Source organism: Kocuria sp. LHG3120 (assembly GCF_049897445.1).
GTDB classification, from domain to species: Bacteria; Actinomycetota; Actinomycetes; order Actinomycetales; family Micrococcaceae; genus Kocuria; species Kocuria rosea.
This window is the reverse complement of the sequence record NZ_JAFCWG010000004.1, coordinates 124,136-148,897: the sequence shown is the minus strand read 5'-3', so window position 1 is coordinate 148,897 and position 24,762 is coordinate 124,136. Positions and strand designations below refer to the sequence as shown.

Annotated in this window: 26 protein-coding genes; 16 read left to right on the top strand and 10 right to left on the bottom strand. The window is 73.2% G+C overall.

The window, feature by feature from the left end; translation table 11 throughout:
• Positions 1-70: 70 nt before the first annotated feature.
• From ACP7CD_RS09615 to ACP7CD_RS09585, 7 genes are all read left to right on the top strand, one after another.
• Positions 71-1,039: an asparaginase gene (locus ACP7CD_RS09615; RefSeq protein ID WP_426120070.1), complete on the top strand. Its 969-nt coding sequence runs from the start codon at positions 71-73 to the stop codon at positions 1,037-1,039.
• 28 nt (positions 1,040-1,067) lie between these two features.
• Complete coding sequence (locus ACP7CD_RS09610; RefSeq protein ID WP_095650177.1) at positions 1,068-1,955, top strand: polysaccharide deacetylase family protein; 888 nt, start codon at positions 1,068-1,070, stop codon at positions 1,953-1,955.
• Positions 1,956-2,089: 134 nt separating this feature from the next.
• Positions 2,090-3,322, top strand: coding sequence for an MFS transporter (locus tag ACP7CD_RS09605; RefSeq protein ID WP_272026598.1), 1,233 nt, complete (start codon positions 2,090-2,092; stop codon positions 3,320-3,322).
• Positions 3,319-4,098, top strand: coding sequence for an SDR family NAD(P)-dependent oxidoreductase (locus tag ACP7CD_RS09600; RefSeq protein WP_272026599.1), 780 nt, complete (start codon positions 3,319-3,321; stop codon positions 4,096-4,098). Before ACP7CD_RS09605 ends, ACP7CD_RS09600 begins: the two co-directional genes overlap by 4 nt.
• A 20-nt stretch (positions 4,099-4,118) precedes the next feature.
• Positions 4,119-4,871 carry an SDR family NAD(P)-dependent oxidoreductase gene (locus ACP7CD_RS09595; RefSeq protein WP_126349688.1) on the top strand — a complete coding sequence of 251 codons (753 nt, stop codon included), beginning with the start codon at positions 4,119-4,121 and terminating at the stop codon, positions 4,869-4,871.
• Between the two features lie 23 nt (positions 4,872-4,894).
• Complete coding sequence (locus ACP7CD_RS09590) at positions 4,895-5,257, top strand: hypothetical protein (RefSeq protein WP_147284818.1); 363 nt, start codon at positions 4,895-4,897, stop codon at positions 5,255-5,257.
• A 59-nt stretch (positions 5,258-5,316) separates the two neighbouring features.
• A complete protein-coding gene (locus tag ACP7CD_RS09585; protein ID WP_426120069.1) occupies positions 5,317-6,417 on the top strand; it encodes an NADH:flavin oxidoreductase in 1,101 nt (366 codons plus the stop codon).
• Between the two features lie 66 nt (positions 6,418-6,483).
• Here the strand turns inward: ACP7CD_RS09585 and ACP7CD_RS09580 are convergent, their stop codons facing one another.
• From ACP7CD_RS09580 to ACP7CD_RS09560, 5 genes are all read right to left on the bottom strand, one after another.
• The gene (locus tag ACP7CD_RS09580; protein ID WP_284562904.1) at positions 6,484-7,449 is read right to left on the bottom strand and encodes a biotin-dependent carboxyltransferase family protein; all 966 of its coding nucleotides are present in this window, start codon (positions 7,447-7,449) and stop codon (positions 6,484-6,486) included.
• Complete coding sequence (locus ACP7CD_RS09575; RefSeq protein WP_426120068.1) at positions 7,433-8,341, bottom strand: 5-oxoprolinase subunit B family protein; 909 nt, start codon at positions 8,339-8,341, stop codon at positions 7,433-7,435. The genes ACP7CD_RS09580 and ACP7CD_RS09575 overlap by 17 nt, the downstream gene beginning before the upstream one ends.
• Positions 8,338-9,750, bottom strand: coding sequence for an acetyl-CoA carboxylase biotin carboxylase subunit (locus ACP7CD_RS09570; protein ID WP_426120067.1), 1,413 nt, complete (start codon positions 9,748-9,750; stop codon positions 8,338-8,340). The genes ACP7CD_RS09575 and ACP7CD_RS09570 overlap by 4 nt, the downstream gene beginning before the upstream one ends.
• Before the next feature lie 3 nt (positions 9,751-9,753).
• The gene (locus ACP7CD_RS09565) at positions 9,754-9,993 is read right to left on the bottom strand and encodes an acetyl-CoA carboxylase (RefSeq protein ID WP_109221463.1); all 240 of its coding nucleotides are present in this window, start codon (positions 9,991-9,993) and stop codon (positions 9,754-9,756) included.
• A 105-nt stretch (positions 9,994-10,098) separates the two neighbouring features.
• Positions 10,099-10,854, bottom strand: coding sequence for a 5-oxoprolinase subunit PxpA (locus ACP7CD_RS09560; protein WP_170122802.1), 756 nt, complete (start codon positions 10,852-10,854; stop codon positions 10,099-10,101).
• A 291-nt stretch (positions 10,855-11,145) separates the two neighbouring features.
• On the opposite strand from ACP7CD_RS09560, the gene cspE reads away from it, so the two are divergent.
• The 6 genes from cspE to ACP7CD_RS09530 all read left to right on the top strand — a co-directional run bounded on the left by cspE (position 11,146) and on the right by ACP7CD_RS09530 (position 15,511).
• Positions 11,146-11,352 carry a transcription antiterminator/RNA stability regulator CspE gene (cspE, locus tag ACP7CD_RS09555; RefSeq protein WP_035923571.1) on the top strand — a complete coding sequence of 69 codons (207 nt, stop codon included), beginning with the start codon at positions 11,146-11,148 and terminating at the stop codon, positions 11,350-11,352.
• Positions 11,353-11,538: 186 nt separating this feature from the next.
• Positions 11,539-12,450, top strand: coding sequence for an aminoglycoside phosphotransferase family protein (locus tag ACP7CD_RS09550; protein ID WP_426120066.1), 912 nt, complete (start codon positions 11,539-11,541; stop codon positions 12,448-12,450).
• A gap of 68 nt (positions 12,451-12,518) precedes the next feature.
• Entirely contained in the window at positions 12,519-13,319 is an 801-nt protein-coding gene (nagB, locus tag ACP7CD_RS09545; RefSeq protein WP_272026605.1) for a glucosamine-6-phosphate deaminase, read from the top strand.
• Positions 13,320-13,495: 176 nt separating this feature from the next.
• Positions 13,496-14,017, top strand: a complete 522-nt coding sequence (locus tag ACP7CD_RS09540; RefSeq protein WP_272026606.1) for an excalibur calcium-binding domain-containing protein — start codon at positions 13,496-13,498, stop codon at positions 14,015-14,017.
• Between the two features lie 28 nt (positions 14,018-14,045).
• Positions 14,046-14,732, top strand: coding sequence for a class F sortase (locus tag ACP7CD_RS09535; protein ID WP_272026607.1), 687 nt, complete (start codon positions 14,046-14,048; stop codon positions 14,730-14,732).
• 209 nt (positions 14,733-14,941) lie between these two features.
• Positions 14,942-15,511: a hypothetical protein gene (locus tag ACP7CD_RS09530; protein ID WP_052132676.1), complete on the top strand. Its 570-nt coding sequence runs from the start codon at positions 14,942-14,944 to the stop codon at positions 15,509-15,511.
• Positions 15,512-15,611: 100 nt separating this feature from the next.
• Here the strand turns inward: ACP7CD_RS09530 and ACP7CD_RS09525 are convergent, their stop codons facing one another.
• Positions 15,612-16,817: an MFS transporter gene (locus ACP7CD_RS09525; RefSeq protein WP_272026608.1), complete on the bottom strand. Its 1,206-nt coding sequence runs from the start codon at positions 16,815-16,817 to the stop codon at positions 15,612-15,614.
• 133 nt (positions 16,818-16,950) lie between these two features.
• Positions 16,951-18,453: a GntP family permease gene (locus ACP7CD_RS09520; RefSeq protein WP_323633229.1), complete on the bottom strand. Its 1,503-nt coding sequence runs from the start codon at positions 18,451-18,453 to the stop codon at positions 16,951-16,953.
• A gap of 188 nt (positions 18,454-18,641) precedes the next feature.
• Here ACP7CD_RS09520 and ACP7CD_RS09515 point away from each other — a divergent pair, with 188 nt between their 5' ends.
• Positions 18,642-19,403: a FadR/GntR family transcriptional regulator gene (locus tag ACP7CD_RS09515; protein WP_426120065.1), complete on the top strand. Its 762-nt coding sequence runs from the start codon at positions 18,642-18,644 to the stop codon at positions 19,401-19,403.
• Position 19,404: 1 nt separating this feature from the next.
• Positions 19,405-20,181, top strand: coding sequence for an SDR family NAD(P)-dependent oxidoreductase (locus ACP7CD_RS09510; RefSeq protein ID WP_017833613.1), 777 nt, complete (start codon positions 19,405-19,407; stop codon positions 20,179-20,181).
• A gap of 67 nt (positions 20,182-20,248) precedes the next feature.
• On the opposite strand, the gene ACP7CD_RS09505 is transcribed toward ACP7CD_RS09510, so the two are convergent.
• The 3 genes from ACP7CD_RS09505 to ACP7CD_RS09495 all read right to left on the bottom strand — a co-directional run bounded on the left by ACP7CD_RS09505 (position 20,249) and on the right by ACP7CD_RS09495 (position 23,372).
• On the bottom strand, positions 20,249-21,664 hold the full coding sequence (locus ACP7CD_RS09505; RefSeq protein ID WP_017833612.1) for an alpha/beta hydrolase family protein: 1,416 nt from the start codon (positions 21,662-21,664) through the stop codon (positions 20,249-20,251).
• A gap of 113 nt (positions 21,665-21,777) precedes the next feature.
• Positions 21,778-22,254 carry a MarR family winged helix-turn-helix transcriptional regulator gene (locus ACP7CD_RS09500; RefSeq protein WP_035923555.1) on the bottom strand — a complete coding sequence of 159 codons (477 nt, stop codon included), beginning with the start codon at positions 22,252-22,254 and terminating at the stop codon, positions 21,778-21,780.
• Positions 22,255-22,388: 134 nt separating this feature from the next.
• The gene (locus tag ACP7CD_RS09495; RefSeq protein ID WP_426120064.1) at positions 22,389-23,372 is read right to left on the bottom strand and encodes an aldo/keto reductase; all 984 of its coding nucleotides are present in this window, start codon (positions 23,370-23,372) and stop codon (positions 22,389-22,391) included.
• Between the two features lie 190 nt (positions 23,373-23,562).
• On the opposite strand from ACP7CD_RS09495, the gene ACP7CD_RS09490 reads away from it, so the two are divergent.
• The gene (locus ACP7CD_RS09490) at positions 23,563-24,603 is read left to right on the top strand and encodes a LacI family DNA-binding transcriptional regulator (RefSeq protein ID WP_109244179.1); all 1,041 of its coding nucleotides are present in this window, start codon (positions 23,563-23,565) and stop codon (positions 24,601-24,603) included.
• Positions 24,604-24,762 lie beyond the last annotated feature (159 nt).

The following is a 24,762-nucleotide window of genomic DNA, read 5'->3' as shown; positions in this document are numbered from 1 at the left end:
GCGGCATTCGTTTGCATAGACCGTTGACGCTCCCGCGGAGCGGGACGACCCCACGGAAGGGAGGCGGCACGTGACACACATCCAGCTGCTCGGCACGGGGGGCACCATCGCGTCCCGGGGCGGCGGGTCCACGGGCTCCGTGGCCACGGACACGGCGGCCGACCTGTCCCGCAACCGGTACGGCGAGCTCACCGTCTCCGCCCGGGACGTCCTCACCACGGGCAGCTACCGGCTCACCCTGGGGGAGCTGCGGGCGATCGCCGAGGCGGCCCGGGACGCGCTGGCCGATCCGGCCAACGACGGCGTGGTGGTCACCCACGGGACCGACACCCTGGAGGAGACGGCGTTCCTGCTGGAACTGGTGCACGGCTCCCCGAAGAGCGTGGTGCTCACCGGCGCCCAGCAGCCGGCCGACAGCCCGGCCCCGGACGGCCCCCGCAACGTCGAGGAGGCGGTGCTGGCCGCCGCCTCGCCCGAGCTGCGGGGCAGCGGCGCGCTGATCTCCTTCGACGGGACGGTCCGCTCCGCCCGCGGCGCCCGGAAGGCGCACACCACCGCGAGCAGCCCCTTCCAGGGCGGCGCCGAGGTGGCGCACATGGCCGGGTCCGAGCTCGTCGTCACGGCCAGGCCGGTCCGCCGGGAGCCGCTGCCGCTGCCGCCGGCGGCCTTCGACAGCACCAGGGTCGAGATCATCACGGCCCACACCGGCGCCACCCCGGACCTCTTCGACTTCGCCGTGCGCTCCGGCGCGCAGGCCGTGGTCCTCGCCGGATCGGGCGTCGGCAACGCGGGCCCCGGCTTCGCGGAGTCGGTGGCCCGTGCGGCCGGGGCCGGCTGCGCGGTGGTGCTCAGCACGCGTGCCCCGTGGGGACCCGTCGTTCCGCTCTACGGCAACGGCGGGGGCACCGACCTCGTGGCGGCCGGCGCCGTCCCCTCCGGGGACCTCAACCCGCTCCAGGCGCGCATCCTCGCCGCCCTCCTGCTCTCCCTGGGGACCTCGACCGCCGAGTTCCCCGGGGCCTTCACCGCCCACCTCTAGAACACCACCCACCACCAGAGGAGACATCATGTCCAAGAAGATCTACGTGTCCGTCGGCATCGACGTCGACGCCGTCGGCGGCTGGCTCGGCTCCTACGGCGGTGAGGACTCCCCGGGCGACATCTCCCGCGGTCTCTTCGCCGGCGAGGTCGGCGTGCCGCGGCTGCTCCAGCTCGCCCAGCGCCGCGAGATGCCCGTCACCTGGTTCTGGCCCGGCCACTCCGTCGAGACGTTCCCGAAGGAGTTCGACGCGGTCGTCGCCGCCGGCCACGAGATCGGCGTCCACGGCTACAGCCACGAGAACCCCATCGCGATGACCCGCGAGCAGGAGACCGAGATCCTCGACTACTGCACCGACCTCATCGAGCGGCGCTCCGGGAAGAAGCCCGTCGGCTACGTGGCGCCCTGGTGGGAGTTCTCCGGGGTGACCAACGAGATCCTGCTCGATCGCGGCTTCCTCTACGACCACTCGCTCATGCACGACGACCACACCCCGTACTACGTGCGGGTCGGGGACACCTGGACCAAGATCGACTACGACGCGGCCTCGGCCCAGGAGTGGATGAAGCCGCTGGTGCGCGGCGAGGAGACCGACCTCATCGAGATCCCCGCCTCGTGGTACCTGGACGACCTCCCGCCGATGATGTTCATCAAGTCCAGCCCGAACAGCCACGGCTTCGTGTCCCCGCGGGACATCGAGCAGCTGTGGAGGGACCAGTTCGACTGGGTCTACCGCGAGATGGACTACGCGGTCTTCCCCCTCACGATCCACCCCGACGTCTGCGGACGCCCGCAGAACCTGCTGATGCTCGAGCGCCTCTTCGACCACATCCAGGGTCACGACGGCGTGGAGTTCGCGTTCATGGAGGACGTCGCCCGCGACTTCGCCGCCCGCAGTCCCCGCACCTCCGCCTGATCCCACCGGCACGAAGGAACACCGCCATGTCCGCTCTGCGCTCGAACCCGACGCCCTCCGGCGTCGAGCCCTGGAACGTGCCCATCACCCCGAAGGTGGTCAAGCAGGTCTCGATCGTCTGCTTCATCGCCTGAGTGGCCTCCGTCTACGACTTCACCCTCTTCGGCACGCTGCTCCCCGTGATCGCCGAGGACTTCGGCTGGTCGGTGGCCGAGTCCACCGCGATCAACACCTACGCCACGATCGGCGTGTTCATCGTGGCCCTGGCCGTGGGCACGATCATCGACAAGATGGGCCGCAAGAAGGCGCTCATCGTGCTCATGCTCGGCGGCGCCGTGGCGTCCGGTCTCACCGGCGCCGCCATCGGCGCCGCGAGCCTGGTCATCATCCGCTCCTTCTCCGGCTTCTCCATGTCCGAGGAGGTCGTCAACGCGGTCTACCTCAACGAGATCTACAAGGAGGCCAAGAGCCGCGGCCTCATGTACTCGCTCGTCCAGGGCGGCTGGCCGGTCGGCGCGCTGGTCTCCGCGGGGCTGTCGGCCCTGACGCTCCCGCTCATCGGCTGGCGCTGGAGCTTCGTGGTCGCCGCGGTGCTGTCCCTGATCGTCGTCGGCCTGGCCCTGCGCCTGCCGGAGTCCCCGACCTTCGCCGCGATGAAGGAGGTCCGGCGGCGCCGGGCCGCCGGCGACACCGCCGGTGCCCACGCGCTGGCCGACGAGCACGGCCTCGAGGAGGCGGCCCACCACGCCACCGGCGTGAAGGACGTCTTCACCCCGGAGCTGCGCCGGCACACGACCTGCCTGTCCCTGGCGTGGTTCTTCAACTGGTTCGGCATCCAGGTGTTCTCCGTCCTGGGCACCACCATCCTGGTCGAGGCCAAGGGCGTCTCCTTCGACAACGCCCTCATCATCCTGGTGCTCTCCAACGCGGTGGGCTTCGTGGGCTACGTGTTCCACGGCTGGCTGGGCGACAAGATCGGCCGCAAGCCGACCGTGGTCCTCGGCTGGATCGCCGGCGGCATCGTCAGCCTGGCGATGCTGCTGGGCCCGGGCACCTCCGGCTACATCATCCCGCTGTACGCCATGACGCTGTTCTTCCTCACCGGACCGTACGCGGCGCTGCTGTTCTACATGGGCGAGTCCTTCCCGCCCCAGGTGCGCGGCATGGGGGCGAACGTGGCCCACGTGATGGCGCCGCTCGGCGGCATCGCCGGCTCCGGGCTGCTCACCATCCTGCTGACCGCAGGGGTGGACACGGCCACGGCGGCGATCATCACCGGCTCCGGCGGGCTGATCCTCTCGGCGCTGTGCATGGCCGGGACCCGCACCCTGAAGGACGCCCACCTGAGGACCACGGTGATCGCATGAACCGCGACGACGGACTCGAGGGAAAGGTCGCCGTCATCTCCGGCGGCGGCAGCGGGATCGGCCGGGCGCTGGCGGTCGCCTACGCCCGGGCCGGGGCGCACAGCGTCATCGGCTACCTTCCCTCGGACCCCCACGACGCGACGGACACCGTCCGCGCCGTGGAGGCCGCGGGCGGGCGCTGCACGGCCGTCCCCATGGACGTGCGCAGCTTCGAGGACACCGAGAAGCTCGCCCAGGCCGCGCTCGACGAGTTCGGCCGGCTGGACATCTCGGTGGCCGCGGCCGGCATCCTGCGCCGTGCCGCGCTCGCGGACATGACCGACCAGGCGTGGGACGACATGATGGCCGTCGACCTCTCCGGGGTGATGCGCGTCTTCCGCTCCTGCAGCACGCGGATGACCCACGGTGGGGCGATGGTGGCGACGTCGTCGATCGCCGGCGGCGTCTACGGGTGGGAGGAGCACAGCCACTACGCGGCGGCGAAGTCCGGGCTCATCGGCCTGTGCCGCTCGCTGGCCGTGGAGCTCGCACCCCGCAAGATCCGGGTCAACGCCGTCATCCCGGGGCTGATCGAGAGCCCCCAGTCCCTGGACCCGGTGAACTCGCTGGGCCGCGAGGGCCTCGACGCCGCGGGCTCGATCATCCCCTGGGGCCGCGTGGGCAACGTCGACGAGGCCGCGCGCACCATCCGCTTCCTCACCGGCGACGACTCGGCCTACGTCACAGGTCAGCAGCTGATCGTCGACGGCGGGCTCACCGTCCGCTGGCCGAGCTGAGCCCACCAGGAAAGGCAGACATGGAACAGCAACTGACCGGAAAGGTCGCCGTCGTCACCGGCGGCGGCAGCGGCATCGGCGCGGCGATCGCCCTGCTCTTCGCCCGGGAGGGCGCGGACGTGGCCGTGCTGGACCGCGACGAGCAGCACGCGGCGGCCGTCGCGGAGGAGAGCGGCAGCTTCGGCGGGCGCACCACGGCGATCGCCGTGGACGTCACCGACGGCGAGGCGGTGCAGCAGGCGATGGCACGGGTCGTCGAGGAGCTCGGCGGGATCGACGTCCTGGTCAGCGCCGCCGGCATCCTCGACGAGACGCCGCTGCTGGAGATGACCGAGGCGACGTTCGACAAGGTCCTGGCCGTGGACCTCAAGGGCGTCTTCCTGGCCGCGCGCTGGGCCGCGCCCCACATGGTGGAGCGCGGCGGCGGGCGGATCATCAACATCGCCTCCCAGCTGGGCATCAAGGGCGGCACCGGCCTGACGCACTACGTGGCGGCCAAGGCCGGGGTGATCGGCATGACGAAGGCCATGGCGCTGGAGCTCGCCGAGCACCACATCCTCGTCAACTCGATCGCGCCCGGTCCGATCGTGACACCGCTGATCGAGGGACTGTCCGAGGAGTGGAAGGCCGCCAAGCAGGCCGAGCTGCCCATCGGCCGCTTCGGCCAGGCCCACGAGGTGGCGCCCACCGCGCTGCTGCTGGCCTCCTCGCCCGGCGGCGACCTCTACACCGGCCAGACGCTGGGCCCCAACAGCGGCGACGTGATGCCGTAGCCGGCCCGGGAGGAGATGTCACGATGTGCGCAGGATGCCCCGGCGGGCGTGCGGTCTCGAAGGTGACCGCCTACATCAACCTCAACGGGATGAAGCAGGCCGTCCTCGCGGAGCTGCGGCGCAGCGTGGGGCGCCGCGCGAGGATCACCGTGCTCGGCGACCGGTGGGTGCTGGGCTCCCGGACGGGCGCCCAGCAGGTCTTCCCCGACGTCGAGACGCTGGCCGACGCCCTGGTCGACCAGCACCTGGTCGACCGGCGCGCCCTGCCGGACGACGGCGGCGCGGAGTTCGAGCGGATCCTCGCCGCCGGGACCCACCACGGCGCCCCGCCCCTGGACGCGGGGCGGCTCGTGCGGGCGCTTCTCCTCAGCGCCGACACCGTGTGAGGCTGTCAGAGGCACCCACCGACCCAACAACCCCTGAACGACTGTCGAAGGAGATGCACATGCCGGATCTCGACCCCCTCTGGTCCCCCCTGCGGATCGGTCCCGCCGCCCTGGAGAACCGGGTGGCGCTGGCCCCGATGACCCGGATCAGCGCCACGGAGGAGGGCCACGCCACCGAGCGCATGGTCTCCTACTACGAGGCCTTCGCCCGCGGCGGCTTCGGGCTGCTGATCACCGAGGGGATCTACCCCGACGCCGCCCACGGGCAGGGCTACCTGTACCAGCCCGGGATCGCCACCGACGACCAGGCCCGGGCGTGGTCCGAGGTGGTCGACGCCGTCCACGCGGCCGGGGCGAAGATCTTCGCCCAGCTCATGCACGCGGGGTCCCAGGCCCAGGGCAACCGCTTCGTCGACTCGACGATCGCGCCCTCCGCGGTGGCCCCCAAGGGCGAGCAGCTGGGCTTCTACCGCGGCGAGGGCCCGTACCCTGTGCCCGCGGAGATCACGGCGGAGCAGATGGCGGAGGTCCGGCAGGCGTTCGTGGACGCCGCGCTGCGCGCCCGTGACGCCGGTTTCGACGGCGTCGAGATCCACGGCGCCAACGGGTACCTGCTCGACCAGTTCCTCACCGACTACCTCAATCTCCGGACCGACGAGTACGGCGGATCGCCGGAGAACCGGGTGCGGTTCGCCGCCGAGGTCTGCCGGGCCGTGCGCGACGCCGTGGGGCCGGACCTGGCGGTGGGCATCCGCATCTCCCAGGCCAAGGTCAGCGACCACGACCACCGGTGGAGCGGCGGGCTCGACGAGGCGGACGTGATCTTCTCGACCCTGGGCGCCACCGGGATCGACTTCGTCCACACCACCGAGTACCGGGCGACCGCCCCGGCGTTCGGCGACGAGGGGCCCTCGCTCGCGGCGCTGGCCAAGCAGCACTCGGGTCTGCCGGTGATCGCCAACGGGCACCTGGACGACCCGGAGACGGCCGTGTCCATGCTGGCGGACGGCACGGCCGACGTCGTCGCCCTGGGCAAGGCGGCGCTGGCCAACCGGGACTGGCCGCAGCGGGTGCGCAGCGGCCGGCCGCTCGCCGAGCTCGACGGCAGCCTGCTCGCGCCCCTGGCCGACGTCAAGGACTGGGAGCTGGAACTCTCCTGAGCGGACGCACCGCGGCGGGTGGTGCCGCACCGGCACCACCCCCCGCGGCCCGCGAGGCCCGGCTGCTCACAGCGCCCAGATCTCCTCCAGCCGCTCGGCCCGCTCGTGGCGCGCCTGCAGGGCCTCCTCCATGGACACCGCGCGGAACCGGGTGACCGTTCCCGGGGCGGCGCGAGCCAGCAGGTCCATGTCCGCGGAGATCACGGTGCCCACCATGGCGTAGCCCCCGCCCGAGACCGCGTCCCGGTGCAGCACGATCGGCTGGGTGCCGCCGGGGACCTGGATGGAGCCCACGGCGTAGCCGGCGTCCACGATGTTGGAGGGGTCCGAGCCCGCCCCGAACGGCTGCCGGCGCTGGATCCACTCCACGCCGGGGCCCTCGAAGCGCAGGCCCATCCGGTCCGCCACGGGAGTGAGCTTCCACTCCTCCTCCACCAGCCGGCGCCGGCCCTCGTCGGTGAGCAGGTGGTCGTAGAGGCCCCACATGATCCGCAGCTCCAACGACCTCCCGAAGCCCGGTCGGAGGCGCTCCGGGATCTCCTCGACCTCGGGCAGCAGACCTGTGGGCTCGCCCACCGGCACCACGTCCCCGGCCTCCAGCTTCCGGCCGTCCAGCCCGCCCAGCCGCCCGATCGCGTAGGTGGAGCGCGAGCCGAGCACCTCCGGCACGGAGATGCCGCCGCGGACGGCCAGGTAGAACCGGGCGCCGCCGCGGAGCACGCCGAACTTCACGGCGTCCCCCGCCGCCAGCTCGATCCGCCGCCACGACGGGCGCTCCTCGCCGTTGACCAGCACGGGCAGGTCCGCACCGGTCACGGCGATCGTCGTCGGGGCGTCCACGGTGAAGGCGGGGCCCGTGTAGGTGCACTCGAGCACGGCCTCGACCGCGGTGTTGCCGACCAGCTTGTTCGCCGCCTGCGCGGACTCCTGGTCCATGGCCCCGCCCTGCGGGATGCCCACGTGGTAGTACCCGATCCGTCCCTGGTCCTGGACGGTGGTCAGCAGTCCGGGCTGCTCAATCGTCAGCGCCATCGAGGGCCTCCAGAAGGGTGCGGTTGTAGCTGTCGGGATCGGCGAGCGCGGCTTCGACGTCGAGGGTCACGGGCGCCTGCCGGTACCGCCAGGTGCCGTCCTCGACCTGCTGCTGGATGGAGCGGTACTCGGCCTCGTCGACCGGCCGGAACTTCACGAGGTCCCCGGGCCGGAACAGGATGAGGAAGTCCCGGAAGTCGCGCAGGTGCTGCTCGGGGTCGTAGATGGGGGCGGCGGCGATGCCGAACATCTGGTAGCCGCCGGCGCCGCGCACCGAGTAGATGCACGCGAAGCACCCGCCGTGGCCCACGGTCAGCGGGGGAGTGTCGGTGCGGGGGCTGAGGTACTTGGGCACCTCGAGCTGCCGGTCCCTCGGCACGAGCTGGTACATGAACGGCAGCCCGGCCACGAAGCCCACCATGGACACCAGCCACGGGGACTCGTGGTGGCGGCGGATGAACTCGGCGGCGTCCGCGAGGCCGTTGACCTTCGCGGCGTAGTCGAGGTCGGTGCCGGAGGGGTCCTGGTGGTAGCCCTCGCGGAAGCGGGCCACGACCTCGGCGGTGTAGGGGTCCTGGTACCAGACCGGGACCTCGATGATCCGGGTCTCGGCGGTGTACTGCGTGGACTCGCGGGCCTGCCCCTCGAGCTCCTGGGTGCGGCGCTTGAGGTCCTCGGCCCGGACGACGTCCGGGTCGAAGCGCACCAGCAGGGACGCGTTGGCGGGGCAGACGTCCACCACGCCGGGCAGGTCCAAGGCGGAGAGGCCGTGCGCCACGGTGGTGGCCAGGTAGTTGGCGGTGAGGTTCATGGCCTCGTCGAACTCCACGAACAGGAACTCGTCACCGCCCCACGTGTACCGGGCGGTGGGCAGGTACAGGGTCTCGGTCATGGTGCGCTCCCCTCACTGGGCTTGTCGCCGGGCTCGTCGCTGGGTGTGCCGCCGGCCCGGCCGGTCAGCAGCTCGGTCTCGATCCAGGTGGTGTGGTGCGCCACGGCCGCGAACTCCGGGGCCAGCACGAGCCGCCGCAGCAGCGGCACCGTGGTCCTGATCCCCTCCACGTGCGTGGCGGCCAGGGCCGCGCCCATCCGCTGCACGGCCGTCTCCCGGTCCTCGGCGTGCACGATCAGCTTGGCCAGCAGCGAGTCGTAGTACGGGGCCACGGTGTCGCCGCTGCGCACGCCGGAGTCCACGCGGTACTCGGACCCCTCCGGCCAGTCGAGGCGGCTGATCGTGCCCGGGCTCGGCATGAACCCCTTCTCCGGGTCCTCGGCGTTGATCCGGCACTCCACGGAGTGCCCGGCGAAGGAGATGTCCTCCTGCCGCAGCTCCGTGCGCCCGGTCGAGGCGATCCTGAGCTGCTCGGCGACCAGGTCCACGCCCGTGACGAACTCCGTGACCGGGTGCTCCACCTGCAGGCGGGTGTTCATCTCGATGAAAGCCGCCTCGTGCCGGACGGGGTCGTAGAGGTACTCGACCGTGCCCACCCCGGTGTAGGAGCACAGCCGGGCCAGGTTCACGGCGGAGTCCCGGATGCGCTCGCGGACCTCGTCCGGCAGGTCCGGGGCGGGGGCCTCCTCCACGATCTTCTGGGAGCGGCGCTGCAGGGAGCAGTCGCGGTCGCCCAGGTGCAGGAAGGTCTGCCCGTCGCCGAGGACCTGGACCTCCACGTGCCGCGCTCGCTCCACGAACCGCTCCAGGTACACCGTAGGGTCCCCGAAGCTCGCCCCGGCCTCGGACCGGGCGGTGTCGACGGTCCGCAGGAGGTCCTCCTCGGCGCGGACCAGGCGGATGCCGCGCCCGCCGCCACCGGCCGAGGCCTTGATGACGAGCGGGTAGCCGACCTCCCGGGCCAGCGCCAGGACGGCGTCGTCGTCGCCCTCCAGGGGCCCGTTGGACCCGGCGAGGACGGGCACCCCGGCCGCGATCGCGGCCTCCAGCGCCCGGGTCTTGTGGCCCATGAGGTCGATGACGTCGGGGGCGGGGCCCACCCACGTCAGACCCGCCTCCTGGACGCGCCGGGCGAACGCGGCGTTCTCGGAGAGGAAGCCGTAGCCGGGGTGCACGGCGTCGCACCCGTGCTCCAGGGCCGCGGCCACGAGCGCCTCCGCGTTCAGGTAGGACTTCTGGGCCGGGGCGGGGCCCACCACGGCCACGGCGTCGGCGAGCTCCGCCGCCATGGAGTCCTGGTCCACCTCGCTCACGGCCAGCACGGTGCGCAGGCCCGTCTGCTGCGCCGAGCGCAGGATCCGGACCGCGATCTCCCCCCGGTTGGCCACCAGGAGCGTGGAGATGGGCACGGCTCAGCTCTCCGCGACGACGGCGATGACGTCCCCCGGGTTGACCATGTCGCCGTCCTCCACCTCGAAGGCCTGGAGCGTGCCGGCGGCGTCCGACTGGACCTCCGAGAACTGCTTCATCACCTCGATGAGACCGATGACCTGGCCGGCCTCGACCGGGTCGCCGTCCCGGACGAACGGGTCCTTGTCGGGTGAGGGGCGGCGGTAGAAGACGCCGGGGAGCGGGGACTGGATCTCGGTCATGGTGCGGGTCCTTTCGGTCGGGTGGCGAGACGTGGGGTCGGCGGGCACCGGGTCGGGGAGCTCCGGGTCCGGGTCGGAAGGCCGGGACGACGGCGGCCGGGCGGGTCAGGTGCCCGTCGCCGCGTGGGCGTCGATCGCCGCGCGGACGGCGCGGGCCACCGCCGGCGCCCCCGGGGCGTCGGAGTGCACGCAGACCGACTCGAAGCGCATCGGCAGCTCCGTGCCGTCCTCGGCCCGCACGACCCCCTCGGCCAGGGCCTGCGCCACCCGGTCGGCGGCGGCACTCGGGTCGGTGGCATGGGGCGTGCGCTGGATGATCAGCCCGCCCTCGGCGTTGTAGTCGAGGTCCACGTAGAGCTCGGCCACGAACGGCACGCCGCGCTCGGCGCACACGGACTCGTGGGCGGTGCCGGCCATGCCGAGCACGGGCACGCGGTAGTCGGCGGCCACCGCCGCCACCGCCTCCATGAGCGCCGGGTCCTTGGCGACCATCCCGTAGAGCGAGCCGTGCGGCTTGAGGTGGTGCAGGTCCGCCCCGTGCTGGAGCAGGAAGCCGGTGAGGGCGCCCACCTGGTAGCGGACCAGGGACTCGACCTCCTCCGGGGTGAGGACCATGGCGCGGCGGCCGAAGCCCCACTGGTCGGGCAGGGAGGGGTGGGCGCCGATCGCGACGTCGTGGGCCACGGCGGCGGCCACGGTGGCGGACATGATGTCCGGGTCCCCGGCGTGGAAGCCGCAGGCGACGTTGGCGAGGTCCACGACCTGCAGCAGCTCCGGGTCGTTGCCGAAGCGGTGCAGGCCGATCCCCTCGCCCATGTCCGAGTTGACGGTGGGCCGGGTGCGGGTCTCAGGTGTGGCCATGGTCACAGCCTATGGACGCGACGCGCCCGTGGGAACGGCCCCGGGGCGATCCCACGGCGATCCACCGGCGATCTCGCGGTGTCTGCGGGGGCAGTGGGACCCGTCACTGTGCTTTTCCCCGAACACCTGTAGAGTCATCACCAGTTGTTGAAGTTTCGTTCTTGCAGTTCAAGCAGTTCGCCCGGACATCGGGCGCAGCAGTTTTTCTGAGAAGACGTTTTGGCAGGCATCGCAACGCCCGAGCACCCCGATCGCCGGGGACGCTCCGTTTCCCAGAAAGACAGGTTCCCCATGACTACTGGCACCGTGAAGTGGTTCAACGCCGACAAGGGCTTCGGCTTCATCACCCCCGAGGACGGCTCCAAGGACGTGTTCGCGCACTTCTCCGCGATCAACTCCGGCGGGTTCCGCTCCCTCGAGGAGAACCAGCGCGTCGAGTTCGAGACCCAGGACGGCCCGAAGGGCCCCCAGGCCGCGAACATCACCGTGCTTGCGTGATCACGCTCTGATCTCCTCGTGAGATCTCCGGCGCGGGGCTGAACGTCCCGGCGTCGACCTGACATCGCCACCCGGCTCCGGCCGGGTGGCGATGTCTTTCTCTGCCGGACCCCCGCACCGGGTCCCGGGTCCGGCACCCGGATCGGGGCGCGCCCGAGCCGACGCAGCCGGGAGGAGGCGCGGAGGATGTTCGAGGTCGAGGTGCAGCCGACGGCCGCCCAGGTGCGCCGCCTGCTGGAGGCGCAGCTGCCGCGGGAGCTCCGCGAGCTCCTGGATCTGACGCCGACCCCGGTGGCGCAGGGCTGGGACAACGTGCTGTTCCGGCTCGGCCCCGCCCACGCTGTGCGCCTGCCGGTGCGCCGCGCCGCCGTCCCGTGCCTCCTCCACGAGGTGCGGTGGACGGCCGTGGCCGGCGCACCGCTGGCCGCGCTGGGGATCGCCGTGCCCCGGCCGGTGTTCCGCGGCGGCCCCGGCGCCGGGTACCCCTGGCCCTGGTCAGTGGTCCGGTGGATCGAGGGCGAGGCCGTCGCGACCCTGCCGCTCGCCCGGCGCGGGCGGCTCGCGGAGGACCTGGCCCGGGCCCTGTCCTCGCTGCACCGGCCGGCACCCGGGGAGGCCCCGCGCAACCCCTACCGGGGCGTCCCGCTCGACGCGCGGCTCCGCGCGGCGCCCCCGTCCTGGCCGGCCGTGGCCGCGCTGCTCGGGGCGCGGCGCACCGACCGGCTCCGCGGCGTCGTCGACGACGGCCTGCGCGCCGCCCCGTGGTCACGGCCGGCGGTCTGGCTGCACGGGGATCCGCACCCCTGGAACCTCGTGCACCGGGACGGGCGGCTGGCCGGTCTCGTCGACTTCGGGGACGTCTGCGCCGGGGACCCCGCGTCCGATCTCGCCGGCGCGTGGCTGGCCTTCGACGCGGACCAGCGCTCCGGGTTCCGCGCCGTCGCGGACAGCACCGGCCGGTACGACGGCGACGTGTGGCGCCGCGCCGCGGCCTGGGCCGCCCTGTACGTCGCGGCGCTGGCGGCGGGCCCCGGCGCCGGACCGGACTTCGGTCCCGTGCTCCGGCACGCGGCCGCGCAGCTGGACCCCGGCTCCTGAACCCCGCTGGATCGCCTGCCACCGGTCCGAGGACAATGGGCCTCCCAGTGCACGAGGAGGGGCAGCTCATGGACATCGTCATCGTGCCGACCGCCGCGGACGTCGCCACGTACGCGGCCGACGTCGTCGCCGGCCGGATCGCCGAAGAGCCGGACACCGTGCTGGGGGTGGCCACCGGGTCGTCGCCGGTCGGGATCTACCGGGAGCTGGCCCGGCGCCGGGCCGAGGGCTCGCTCGACCTCTCGCACCTCACGTGCTTCGCCCTCGACGAGTACGTCGGTCTCCCGCCGGAGCACCCGCGCAGCTACGCCGCGTACTTGGACCGGGAGGTTGTCCGGCCCTTCGGCCTGGCCCCGGAGCAGGTCCGGGTGCCCGACGCCTCCCGCGCCGATCTGGGCGGGTCCGCCGAGGAGTACGAGCGGGCGATCGCCGCGGCCGGCGGCATCGACCTCCAGGTCCTGGGGATCGGCACGAACGGCCACATCGGCTTCAACGAACTGATCTCGTCGCTGTCCTCCCGCACCCGCGTCGCGGCCCTGTCCGCGCAGACGCGCGCCGACAACGCCCGCTTCTTCGACCGGCCCGACGACGTCCCCACCCACTGCCTCACTCAGGGGCTGGGCACGATCCTCGAGGCACGCCAGGTGCTCCTGGTCGCGCAGGGGGAGCGGAAGGCGGCGGCCGTCGCCGCGGCCGTGGAGGGTCCGGTGGCCGCCCGGTGCCCGGCGTCGGTGCTGCAGTTCCACCCCCGGACCACGCTGGTCCTCGACGAAGCCGCCGCGAGCGGGCTCACGCTCGGGGACGGCCACAGCCCTGTCCCGGACCAGGGGGATGGGCGAGGATCGGACGGTTCCGCGCCCGCGTCATGAAACGCACAGAATGCACCGCGATGCAACCAGTCAGAGCGGAAATGGCAGATCTTCGCCGGAAACCGGGCCCGCCGCCCCGCGCGGACGCCGGCATCACTATCCGACCCGTGACGTTGCAGTGGTGAACCTCCTACGATGCGCTTGCACATCAGCACTCCCAGAAGCGAGGGAACACCATGAAGAACAGTGCAGCGGGCGTGGCGGCGGCGATCGGGCTCGCGGTCCTGACGGCAGGACCGGCGACGGCCGCGCCCGGTGACGCGATGGTCTTCACCGACTGCGCCACGGCCGCCGGGTACGGCGTCCACAACATCCCGGTGGGCTCCGTCAGCTACAGCACGAGCCTCGTCGACGACGACGGCGACGGCGTCGTGTGCGAGAGCGCCGAGTGGCCCTACGACCCCACCCGCATCCCCGTGGAGAGCGCATCGGGGGGCTGGAGCCACACCGTCATCGACTGGGTCCCCGGCGCCGGCCCCGGGCCGGACGCCCAGCCCGGCGAGGTGCCCGGGGGAGTGCTCGGGGAGGACCCGTACACCCAGGTGGGCGAGGTGCCCGTGGGCGGCGCCGACACCGGTGCCGCCGTGGACGCCGGTTCCGGAGCCCCGGTCCTCGCCGGCGGTCTGGCACTGGTGGCGGCGGCCTCGGCGGCGGCCGTCGCGACGGCGGTGCGCCGGCGCGGTGCCGGCCGGGCGTAGGCCGGGCCGGGCGGAGGGGCCGGTCCCCGTGCCGGATCCGACCGCCGACCGCAGCAGGGGCCGCCTGGTCCCTGCTGCGGTCCTCCTCCTGCTGCTCAGCGGCTGCGCGGGCGGGTCCCCCGCGCAGCCCGCTGCCCCGTCCTCGTCGGCGGTGTCCGCCGCGCCGGCGCGGACGCCGGCGCCCGCTGCGTCGGCCGCGCCCACCACACCGGCTCCCGCACCGTCCGGCGCACCGGCGCCCGAGGCGCTGCCGCCGGTGCTGCCGGAGTCCGCGCCCGTGGCGGTGCGGATCCCCGCGGTGGGGGCCTCGTCCGAGCTGCTGCACCTGGGCCTGCGCCCGGACGGGTCGCTGGAGGTGCCGCCGACCGGTCCCGGGGCCCCGGCCTCCTGGTACACGTCCTCCCCCACACCGGGGGAGCGGGGGCCGGCCGTCCTGCTCGGCCACGTCAACGCGACCGACGGCGGGCCCGGTGTCTTCGCGGGGCTGCGCGGCCTGGCCCCCGGCGACACCGTGGAGATCGCGCGGGCGGACGGCAGCACGGCGGTGTTCGTCGTCGACCGCGGGGAGCAGTACGCCAAGGACGCCTTTCCCACGCGGGCCGTCTACGGCAACACGGCCGGAGCGGAGCTGCGCCTGATCACGTGCGACGGCTACGACCCCGCCACCGGCCTGTTCGACGACAACTACGTGGTCTACGCGACCCTCGCCACCTGATTCCTCCCTCCTCCCGCGGGATGGCACCTGCTGGCGACCGGAGGCGCCGCCGTCGCCGACACCGGTGATCTCGCGGACCCAGGGCGCAGGATCCAGGGCCCGGGGTGGGGGACACGCCTCGTCCTGAAGACGGAGGTGCGATCGCACACCGCGGGGGAGGATGGGAGGGTGCATCCTGTGCCGTTGCCGTTCCACCGAAGGAGATCCTCATGAGCAACCCCTATCCCCAGCAGCCCGAGGGCGCCCGCGGCGGCCCGCCGCAGTACCAGGCCGGCGGCGACCAGTACGGAGCCCACCAGGGCGGGCACCCCGGCGCCGCGCCCCCCGAGGTCAAGCGGCTCCTGACCCTGACCCTCGTCTCCGCGGCCGTCTACCTCCTCAACGACATCGTGGGGATCATCGCCGCGACCACCGTGGACACCACCGAGATGTACCGGGAGATGGGCCTGTCCGCCGACCAGATCGCGGCGGCCGACCAGGCCTCGGGCATCGGGCAGATTACCGGCATCGTGATGCTGGTGATCGCCCTGGGCCTGTACGCCCTCGTCTACGTGTTCCTGAAGAAGGGCAAGAACTGGGCCCGCGTCCTGGGCATCGTCCTGTCCATCCTCAGCGTGGTCGGGACGCTGATCGGCCTCCTCGGCGCGATGGCCTACGGCGGGCTGGGGATCGTCCTGCTGGTCCTCGGGCTGGTGCTGGTCGTGGTGAACGTCCTGTGGCTGGTCACCGCGTTCAAGGCCCCGGTCAAGGAGTGGTTCGCCCCGCGCCGCATGGTCTGATCCGCTCCGGCGCCCCTCGGGCGCCCGGCAGTCCCCACCGGAACGCCGCCCGGCCGCCGCGGCCGGGCGGCGTTCCGCCGTGACGGGCGGCGCGGACCGCTCAGCGGTCCGGCCCGATGACGCGGTCGCGGCCGGCGAAGAGGGCCACGACGCACAGCACCGCCATGAGACCCGCCATGAGCAGCAGCGGCGGCTCCCACCGCCCTCCGGCGTCGTAGAGGGCGCCGAAGACGGCGGGGGCGATCGCGGCCAGCGCGTAGCCCACGGACTGGGCCATCCCGGACAGGGCCGCCGCCTGGCGGTGGTCGGTGGACCGGAGGCTGAACAGGGACAGCGCGACGACGATGAGACTGCCGCAGCCGATCGATCCGAGCACGATCCACAGCAGCGTCAGCTCCGGCGCGGCGGCCAGCCCCGCGAAGGTGGCCAGGGCCAGGACGCTGCCCGCGAAGGCCACGGGCCGCTGGTCGCCCAGCCGGTGCATGAGCGCCCCGGTGCCCAGGCTGGCGCCCATCCCGATCAGCAGGAACAGCGCCATGTGCGTGCCCGCGGCGGTCGCCGAGACGCCGTGGCTGCGCTCGATGCTCGGCAGCCACGCCATGAGCACGTAGAACGCCACCGACTGCAGGCCCATGAACAGGGTGACCTGCCAGCCCAGCGCCGACCGCCACGGGGACCGGTAGGGGCCCGGCTCCGCCGCGGGGACCGCCGGCCCGGAGCTCCCGGTCCGCAGCCCGGGCGAGAGCACCACCAGCGCCACGACGGCCGGCACCGCCCACACCGCCAGGGCCAGGCGCCAGCCCGCCGGCCCGGCGTGGGCGATCGGGACCACCAGCGCCGAGCCGGCCGCGGCCACCGCGCCCTGGATCGACGTGTACACGCCGGTCACCTGGCTCACGCGCAGCGGGAACTCCCGCTTCACCAACGAGGGCAGCAGCACGTTGAGGAACGCGATGCCGATGCCGATCACCGCCGTGCCCACCCACACGGCGCCCTCCACCGGGGCGGAACGGCCGGCGATCCCGGCCGCGAGCAGCAGCAGCGACAGCCACAGGGCCCGGTCCAGGCCGGTCCGGGCGGCCACCGCCGGGGCCACGGGGGAGAACAGGGCGAACATGGCCAGCGGCAGCCCGGTCAGCAGCCCGGCCTGGCCCGCCGAGATGCCGAGGTCGCGGCTGATCTCCTCGAGCAGCGGCCCCACGGTCACGAAGCCGACCCGCAGGTTGACCGCGATCAGCACCACGCCGAGGAAGCCGAAGCCGAGGCGGGCTCGCCGGCCCGTGGCCGATGACGCGTTGGTGAGCACGGCACACCCTTTCAGGACGCGGGAGGGAGGATCTCCGGACAGCGTAGACGGGGCGGCGTGCCCCGGCACGCCGCCCCGTCCCGACCGGTGCTGTCCGGTCCTGTGCCGGAGACCTGTCGTCGTCCTGCCGCGGTCAGCCCAGGATGAGGTTGAGGACGAACAGCAGCGGGATGGACCCGGCCCAGACGGCGGTGGTGATCCCGGACCAGCCCTTCAGCGCGTCCGTGCCCTCCAGCCCGGTGAAGCGGGTGACCACCCAGAAGTAGGAGTCGTTGAAGTAGCTGAACACCATGGAGCCCGCCGTGCAGGCCACGGCGGCGACGACGGGGTCGATGCCCAGGGTGGTCACCAGCGGCGCCGAGACGGAGGCCGCGGTGATCATGGCCACCGTGCCGGAGCCCTGGGCGATGCGCACGAGGGTGGCGATGAGGAACGGCACGAGGAACGCGGGCAGCGGGGTGGAGGCGATGGCCTCGGCCAGGGCGTCGCCCACGCCGGAGCTGCGGAGCACCTGGCCGAGCGCGCCGCCGGCGCCCGTGATGAGCAGGATCAGACCGGCCGAGGCCGCGGCCTCGGCGAACCAGCCGTGTGCCTTGTTCCGGGGCGTCCACCGGGGCAGGAGCACATAGAGGGCCAGGACCATGCCGATGATCAGCGCGACCACCGGGTTGCCGATGAAGGCGAACGGGACCGCCCAGGCGGAGGGCTCGTACTCGTCGCCGCCCACGACCCCCTGGGCGTTCTGGTCGATCGCGCCGGTGACCGTGTTGAGGATGATCAGCAGCAGCGGGATGACCAGCGGCAGGGATCCGACGAACGCGCCGATCCGGTGCGGCTCCGCGCCGGCCGGCGGCTCGCCGAGGTCGTGGGACGGCTCCGCGGCGGGCGCCTGGGCAGCCTCGTCGTCGAGACCGTCCCGGGGGCCCTCCTCCAGGTCCGTGCTCCCGACACGGGAGCTGCCCCCGACGCCGGCCGTGGCAACGGTGCCGTAGACGGCCTCGCGCACGTGCTCCTCGATCTTGGGCTCGAGCTGGGGGCCGATCCACTTGGCGTAGAAGACCACGACGGGCAGCAGGAGCACGGTGAAGGCCAGGCCGACGAGGATGATCGCTCCGATGTCCGCGCCGAGGATGCCGGCCACGGCCAGGGGGCCCGGGGTGGGCGGCACGAGGTGGTGGGTGAGCGTCATGCCGCAGCCCAGCGCCAGGGCGAGGGTCACGTAGCCGGCGCGCTTCACCCGGGCGATGGACCGGGCGAGCGGGTTCATGATCACGTAGCCGGAGTCGCAGAACACGGGGATCGAGACCAGGGCGCCCACGCTGCCCATCGCCCACGGCTCGCGGCCGTGGCCGAAGACGCGGAGGAAGGCGAGGGCGAGCGCGTTGGCGGCCCCCGACACCTCGAGGATCTTGCCGATGCCCACGCCGAGGCCGATCACGATGCCGATCGAGGCCAGGGTGTTGCCGAAGCCGGTGGTGATGGCCGAGACGATGTCGAGCACCGGCTGGCCCGCGACCAGACCGGTGACGAGGGCGGCGATGAGCAGCGCCACGAACGCGTCCAGGCGCGTGCGCAGCACCAGGACGATGATGGTGGCGATGCCCAGCACGAGTGCCAGGAGTAGTTGCAGATCCACGGTGATCGGCTCCTCGGGGACGTGGGACGGCCGGGCTGCTGCCCGGGCGCGGGAATTGACGAGAGCGGCGCTCCATGTGAGGCTAGTCACACATATGACGTCTGACAAGAGGCAGGTACGCGCCGTGAACCCCGATCCCGACGTGCGCACCGCTCCCCCCGTGAGGGCCGCGGCGCGGCGGCGAGCCGATGGCTAGGAAGTCGCTGGTCGAGGCCGTCGCCGAGGACCTGCTCGAGCGCATCCTCGAGGGCGAGGTGGGCGCGCACGAGGCTCTGCCCCCCGAGGCGGAGATCGCCCGGGAGTCCGACGTCAGCCGGCTCACCGTGCGCGAGGCCCTCAAGGCGCTCCAGGCGCAGAACATCGTCTACGTGCGGCGCGGCCTCGGGACCTACGTGAACCCGCCCGACGCGTGGACCGGCCTCGAGGCGATCCTGAAGGCCGCCTCCCGGGGGACGACCTCCCACCAGGTGGCGCTGCGGCTGCTCGAGGTGCGGCGCATGGTGGAGACCGGCTCCGCGGAGCTGGCCGCCGTGCACGTCACCCCGGAGGACCTCGCCGCGATGGAGGCCGCGGTCCGGGACCTCGAGCGCGCGCACGAGGCGCAGGACCTGGACGGGGTCACCCGCGCCGACATGGCCTTCCACGACGCGGTGCTCCGGGCCTCGGGCAATCCGTTCGTGCCCGTCCTGCTGGCCCAGCTCTCCCAGCTGCTCTACGCCGAGCGGCGGGCGACCTCCGCCTTCCCCGAGGTGCAGCGGCACGCCATCGAGCACCACCGGCTCGTCCTGGAGGCCATCGGCACCCGCGACCCCGAGACGGCGCGCAAGGCCATGGAGGCCCACATCGACCAGACCCACGCCGACTACGAGCACTACATCGGCGGCGGGGCCGCACCCGGCGGTCCCGACCCGGCACCCGGACCCTTTCCCCACAGCACAGGAGACGACTGACATGACCGAGACCATTCCCTTTCCCGCCGAGCGCACCGCCGTGCTCACCGGCGCCGCCTCCCCGCGCGGCATCGGCCGCGCCACCGCCGACCTGCTCGCGAGCCAGGGCTGGAACGTCGCCGTCCTCGACATCGACGGCGAGGCCGCCGCGGAGGCCGCCCAGGACATCGCCGGACGGCACGGGGTGCAGGCCCTCGGGCTGCGCACGGACGTGTCCGACCAGGCCTCCGTGGACGAGTCCGTCGCACGGGTCGAGGCGGAGCTCCCGCCGATCGTGGCCCTCGTCAACCTCGCGGGCATCAGCTCGCCCACGGAGTTCATGCAGGAGACCCGGGAGGCGTGGGACCGGGTCTTCGCCATCAACATGACCGGCACGTTCATGGTGACCCAGCGCGTGCTGGCCGGGATGATCGAGCGCAAGGTCGGCCGCGTGGTCAGCGTCTCCTCGATCTCCGCCCAGCGCGGCGGCGGGACCTACTCCAAGGTGGCCTACAGCGCGTCCAAGGCTGCGATCATCGGCTTCACCCGGGCCGTGGCGCGCGAGATGGGCGAGCACGGGATCACCGTGAACTGCATCGCCCCCGGCCCCGTGGACACCGACATCATGGGCGGCACGCTGAGCGACGAGCGCAAGGCGGACATGTCCAAGGACATCCTGGTGGGCCGCGTGGGCACCGTGCGGGACATGGCGGCCCTGCTCGCGTTCCTCGTGGGACAGGACGCCGGATTCATCACCGCGGCGACATACGACATCAACGGGGGGCTGCAGATCTCCTAGCCGGACCGCGGGAACCGGGCGGGAACCCCTGGGGTCCCGCCCGGTCCGCATCCTGCAGGGCCCCGGATCAGGGCGCGGCGTACCAGGTGCGGTCGCCGACGAACTCGTCCGGTCGGTGGTCGACGAAGGCTGCGCCGTCGAGATCGAGGGACTCGGCGCTGCGCTGGAGCGAGGCCGTCCTGGCGAGGGATCCCCAGCGGCCCGTCTCCAGGCGCTCGTCCATGGCCTCGACGGCGGCGACGTTCTCGGCGACGGTGAAGGTGCAGTGCCCCTCCCGGTCCACGAAGGCCTGCCGGAACAGGGACTGCTCGCCGGCCCGGCGGACCGTCTCGGCGTACTCCTCCTGGTACTCGACCGGGGCCAGCAGGTCGACCAGCGTGTGGGTGGCCAGCACGGGGACCTGCAGCTCGCCGGTGGGCGTCGAGGTCCGCAGCATCCACTCCAGGCCGTCCTCGTCCGGGGTGATGTCGGCGCTGCGGCTCAGCGTCCCGAGGTCCGCGGCGAGATCGAGGCCGGCGAGCCGGTACAGGTGCCGGACCTGGTGGCGCTGGTCGGAGGAGCGCAGCAGCCGGGCGTAGTCGACCCCGGCGGTCCAGCCGCTGTCGCCGCCGGCGGCCTCGACGATGGTGTGGCGGCGCTCGATGACGGTCGGCAGGGTCTGCAGCACCAGTTCGGCCTGGGCGGCCGCCAGCACCTCGGGGTCCTCGGCGTCCACGCCGTCCAGTTCCGTGGGGGTGTGCAGCAGGGCCGCCACCAGGGCGATGCGGGCCCGGCCCTCCGCGGAGCCGCGGGCCTCCTCCAGGGCCTCGCGCAGCGCGGTGATCGTCGCGTCGGACTGGCCCGGGGCGGTGAAGCCGGTCAGCTGCACGTCCTGACCCGGCAGCAGCAGCTCCGCCGCGGCGTGGGCGGCATCCAGCTGGTAGTTGTTCAGGGCCACACCGCCGCCCACCAGCCCGCAGGTGCTGACGGCGCCGTCGATGCCGGCCCCCGGCACCTCCGCCATCAGACTCGTGACGAGCCCGCCCATGGAGCGGCCCATGGCGATGACCCGGTCGGCCTCGCCGAAGCGCTGCTCGAAGGCCGCGAGGGTGTCCAGCTGGTCCTGGACGGCCGTCTCCAGGGCCCATCCGGTCGCGGCGTAGGACGACGACGCGACGGCGTAGCCCCGGCGGATCAGTTCCTGCGCCGTCGGGTCGAACCCGGCGTCCCAGGCGGGGTTGGCGGGCCCGGGGCGGAAGCCGTGGGCGAACAGGACCACCTTGCCGTTCCAGTCCGCCGGCACCTCCGCCCGCCAGGCGGCACCGTTGTCCAGGGTTCCGGTGGCCACGGTCGGGGCCGCCGAGGCGGCCGTGCCGGGGGAGGCAACGACGGAGGCGTCCGGGGCGGCCACGGCGGGGAGGATGCCGGCGGTGGTGGCGAGAGCGGTGGCCAGGGCGGCGACCGGGACGAGCGCGGTGCGACGGAACCGGGGGGAGCGGACCACGAGATACCTCCAGAAGTGAACAGTTCAGTTAGTGAACTGATCCTGCGCCCGCCGGCCGGGTGTGTCAAGGGTCACAGTCCATGGGAGGTGCCCAGTGCGCGTCCCTCCGGGCGTCAGAAGGCGACCTGTCGCAGCAGACGCGCCAGGTCCTCCCGGTCCTGGGGCCGGAGGTCCCCGAGCGACCTCTCGGCGGCGAGGTCCACCGCCGCCTTGGCGCTGGCGTAGAGCTCCCGCCCCGCACCGGTGGGGGCCACGATCTTGGAGCGGCGATCCCGGGGGTCGGCCTGCCGCTCCACCAGACCGCGCTGCTCCAGCTCGTCGAGGAGGGCCACGGTCTGGCTGGGCTTCATCCGCAGCAGCTCGCCGAGCTCCCGCTGTGTCGGCCCCGTGCCGCTGCAGGCCGCCGCCAGGAGGGAGTAGCTGCGGACCTTCAGCCCGAGCGGGGCAAGCCCCTGGTTGGCCGTCGACGAGCCCAGCGCCGCCGCCCGGGCCATGAGGAAGATCGGCTCCGAGGCCAGGTCGATCTCCGTCAGTCGTGCGAGACCGTCAGGTGCAGGGCCGGGGTGGTCCGCGGCGGGGCTGGGGGACATCGGGGCGGCTCGCTTTCACGGGTGGATCCGGACCATCCTACGAGCTGGAGCCGCCCCGGGCGGCACCGCCCCCGGCGTCGCCCGGGACGATGCCGGCACCTCCCGGCGCTCTTCCGGGGAGGTGCCGGAGGGGCTCACCAGCGGGGGTGGATGTCCGCCCGGAAGTACGCGTCGTAGATCCTGCGGACCCCGGCATCGATCTCCCGGCCCAGGTCCCCGGTGTCCGCCGCCGAGGCGTTGCCGCGGACCTGCTCCACGCTGCGCGCCCCGGGGATCACGGTGCTGACGCCGTCCTGGGCGATGATCCACGCGATCGCGGCCTGCGCCGTGGTCACCCCGTCCGGGAGCAGTTCGGCGAACTCGCGGACTGCCTCGAGGCCGCGCTGGAAGTCCACCCCGGAGAACGTCTCGCCGACGTCGAAGGCTTCGCCGCCGCGGTTGTAGTTGCGGTGGTCGTCGGCGGCGAACCGGGTGTCCGCCGTGTACTTCCCGGACAGCAGGCCCGAGGCCAGCGGCACCCGGGCGATGATCCCCACGCCGGCCTCCTTCGCCGCCGGCAGCACGGCGTCCAGCGGCTTGAGGCGGAAGGCGTTGAGGATGATCTGGACGGTGGCGGTGCTCCTGCGGGCGATGGCCGCGAGCGCCTCGTCGGTGCGCTCCACGCTGACGCCGTAGTGGCGGATCGCGCCCTCCTGGACCAGGGTGTCCAGGGCGTCGTAGACCTCCTGGTCGCTGTAGACCGGCGTGGGCGGGCAGTGCAGCTGGACCAGGTCGAGGGTGTCGGTGCCCAGGTTCCGGCGCGAGCGGTCCACCCACTGCCGGAAGTTCGCGAGGGTGTAGTTCTCCGGGACCTGGTCCGCGCGGCGGCCCATCTTCGTGGCCACGGTGATGTCCAGGTCGGGGCGCTCGCGCAGGAACGCGCCGATGGTCTGCTCGCTGCGGCCGTCGCCGTAGACGTCGGCGGTGTCGAAGAACGTGACCCCCGACTCCACGGCGGCCTCCAGGACGGCGGTGGCCTCGGCGGGGTCGACGTCCCCCCAGTCCGCGCCCAGCTGCCACGTGCCCAGGCCCACGGTGGAGACCTTCCGTCCGGTCCTGCCGAGTGTGCGTTGCTCCATGCGTAGAATCCCGTTCCGCGATCGGTGGAGGGTCTCCCGGGGGCCCGGGGGACGGCGGCCCGGGTTCCGGGGGCGCCGGGGACCACCATGCGGTGCGACGTGTCCGCCGCGCAAGCACCGGAGGGGTGGAGGTCCCTCCCGGGGACCCCTCCACTGGGTCCGTCCGGTGCCGTGCAGTACCGTTCTGGCCATGACCGTTGAGGGTGGTGCGAACTCCGCACGGCCTCCGCGCGCCCCCAACATCCGGGACGTGGCCCGCGCGGCCGGGGTCTCCCACCAGACGGTCTCCCGGGTGATCAACGGGCACCCCGCGCTGCGCGACTCGACCCGGCAGCGGGTGCTGCAGGCCATGGAGGAGCTGCGGTTCCGGCCCAACCGGGCCGCCCGCGCCCTGGTCACGAGCGAGTCGAGGACCATCGGCGCCCTCGTCTCCTCGGGCGCCGAGTACGGCCCGTCGGCCAGCCTCCGGGCGGTCGAGACGGCGGCCGACGAGGCCGGCTACGTCGTGGACACCGCCCACATCGACCACGCGGACCGCGCCTCCATCGAGTCGGCCCTGGACCGGATGGTCGGCCACGCGGTGGAGGGGCTGGTGATCCTCGCGCCGCAGTCGCGCACGCTGGAGGTGATCGAGCAGTTGTCCATCCGGATCCCGTTCGTCACCGTGCACTCCCTGCACAGCGAGGACCACCGGATGTCGGTCGACCAGCTGGCCGGGGCCCGGCTGGCCACCCGCCACCTGCTGGAGCTGGGGCACCACCGCGTGGTCCACGTCCCCGGCCCCGAGGGATGGGTCGAGACGGACGCCCGCCGCCAGGGCTACCGCGAGGAGATGACCGCCTGGGGGTTCGAGCCCGTGGTGGTCCCCGCCGGGGCGTGGACCGCGGACTCCGGCTACCGCGCAGGGCTCGGACTGCGCGGGCGCCGGGGGCTCAGCGCGGTCTTCTGCGGCAACGACCACATCGCGCTCGGTCTCGTGCACGCGTTCGCCGAGGCCGGGCTGGGCGTGCCCGGGGACGTCAGCGTGGTGGGCTTCGACGACGTCCCGGAGGCCGCGCACTTCCTGCCGCCGCTGACCACGGTGCGCCAGGACTTCCCCGAGCTGGGCCGGCGCTGCATGGCCGTGCTGCTCGCGGAGCTGCGGGGGGAGCAGCCGGTCCGGCCGGGGGACGTGGAGCCCGTGCTCGTGGTCCGCGAGTCCACGGCCGCGCCCGCCGCCGACCAGGGCTGATGGACCCCCGGCCACGCCGTTACCAAACTGTTATCAAGTGATGTGGGACACGTGCTTCCACGCTGCGGTACGTTGGCCCGAACATCAGATGTGACCGTTCACATTCCGAGGTGGGCCGGCCGGCGGCCGCCCCTTTCGGAACGTGCGGCTCGAACGACA

Excerpts from the sequence above, each read along its gene's own strand:
- ACP7CD_RS09610 (WP_095650177.1), top strand. The coding sequence starts at position 1,068 with ATGTCCAAGAAGATCTACGTGTCCGTCGGCATCGACGTCGACGCCGTC.
- ACP7CD_RS09600 (WP_272026599.1), top strand. The coding sequence starts at position 3,319 with ATGAACCGCGACGACGGACTCGAGGGAAAGGTCGCCGTCATCTCCGGC.
- ACP7CD_RS09595 (WP_126349688.1), top strand. The coding sequence starts at position 4,119 with ATGGAACAGCAACTGACCGGAAAGGTCGCCGTCGTCACCGGCGGCGGC.
- ACP7CD_RS09590 (WP_147284818.1), top strand. The coding sequence starts at position 4,895 with ATGTGCGCAGGATGCCCCGGCGGGCGTGCGGTCTCGAAGGTGACCGCC.
- ACP7CD_RS09585 (WP_426120069.1), top strand. The coding sequence starts at position 5,317 with ATGCCGGATCTCGACCCCCTCTGGTCCCCCCTGCGGATCGGTCCCGCC.
- ACP7CD_RS09580 (WP_284562904.1), bottom strand. The coding sequence starts at position 7,449 with ATGGCGCTGACGATTGAGCAGCCCGGACTGCTGACCACCGTCCAGGAC.
- ACP7CD_RS09575 (WP_426120068.1), bottom strand. The coding sequence starts at position 8,341 with ATGACCGAGACCCTGTACCTGCCCACCGCCCGGTACACGTGGGGCGGT.
- ACP7CD_RS09565 (WP_109221463.1), bottom strand. The coding sequence starts at position 9,993 with ATGACCGAGATCCAGTCCCCGCTCCCCGGCGTCTTCTACCGCCGCCCC.
- ACP7CD_RS09560 (WP_170122802.1), bottom strand. The coding sequence starts at position 10,854 with ATGGCCACACCTGAGACCCGCACCCGGCCCACCGTCAACTCGGACATG.
- cspE (WP_035923571.1), top strand. The coding sequence starts at position 11,146 with ATGACTACTGGCACCGTGAAGTGGTTCAACGCCGACAAGGGCTTCGGC.
- ACP7CD_RS09550 (WP_426120066.1), top strand. The coding sequence starts at position 11,539 with ATGTTCGAGGTCGAGGTGCAGCCGACGGCCGCCCAGGTGCGCCGCCTG.
- nagB (WP_272026605.1), top strand. The coding sequence starts at position 12,519 with ATGGACATCGTCATCGTGCCGACCGCCGCGGACGTCGCCACGTACGCG.
- ACP7CD_RS09540 (WP_272026606.1), top strand. The coding sequence starts at position 13,496 with ATGAAGAACAGTGCAGCGGGCGTGGCGGCGGCGATCGGGCTCGCGGTC.
- ACP7CD_RS09530 (WP_052132676.1), top strand. The coding sequence starts at position 14,942 with ATGAGCAACCCCTATCCCCAGCAGCCCGAGGGCGCCCGCGGCGGCCCG.
- ACP7CD_RS09515 (WP_426120065.1), top strand. The coding sequence starts at position 18,642 with ATGGCTAGGAAGTCGCTGGTCGAGGCCGTCGCCGAGGACCTGCTCGAG.
- ACP7CD_RS09510 (WP_017833613.1), top strand. The coding sequence starts at position 19,405 with ATGACCGAGACCATTCCCTTTCCCGCCGAGCGCACCGCCGTGCTCACC.
- ACP7CD_RS09500 (WP_035923555.1), bottom strand. The coding sequence starts at position 22,254 with ATGTCCCCCAGCCCCGCCGCGGACCACCCCGGCCCTGCACCTGACGGT.
- ACP7CD_RS09495 (WP_426120064.1), bottom strand. The coding sequence starts at position 23,372 with ATGGAGCAACGCACACTCGGCAGGACCGGACGGAAGGTCTCCACCGTG.
- ACP7CD_RS09490 (WP_109244179.1), top strand. The coding sequence starts at position 23,563 with ATGACCGTTGAGGGTGGTGCGAACTCCGCACGGCCTCCGCGCGCCCCC.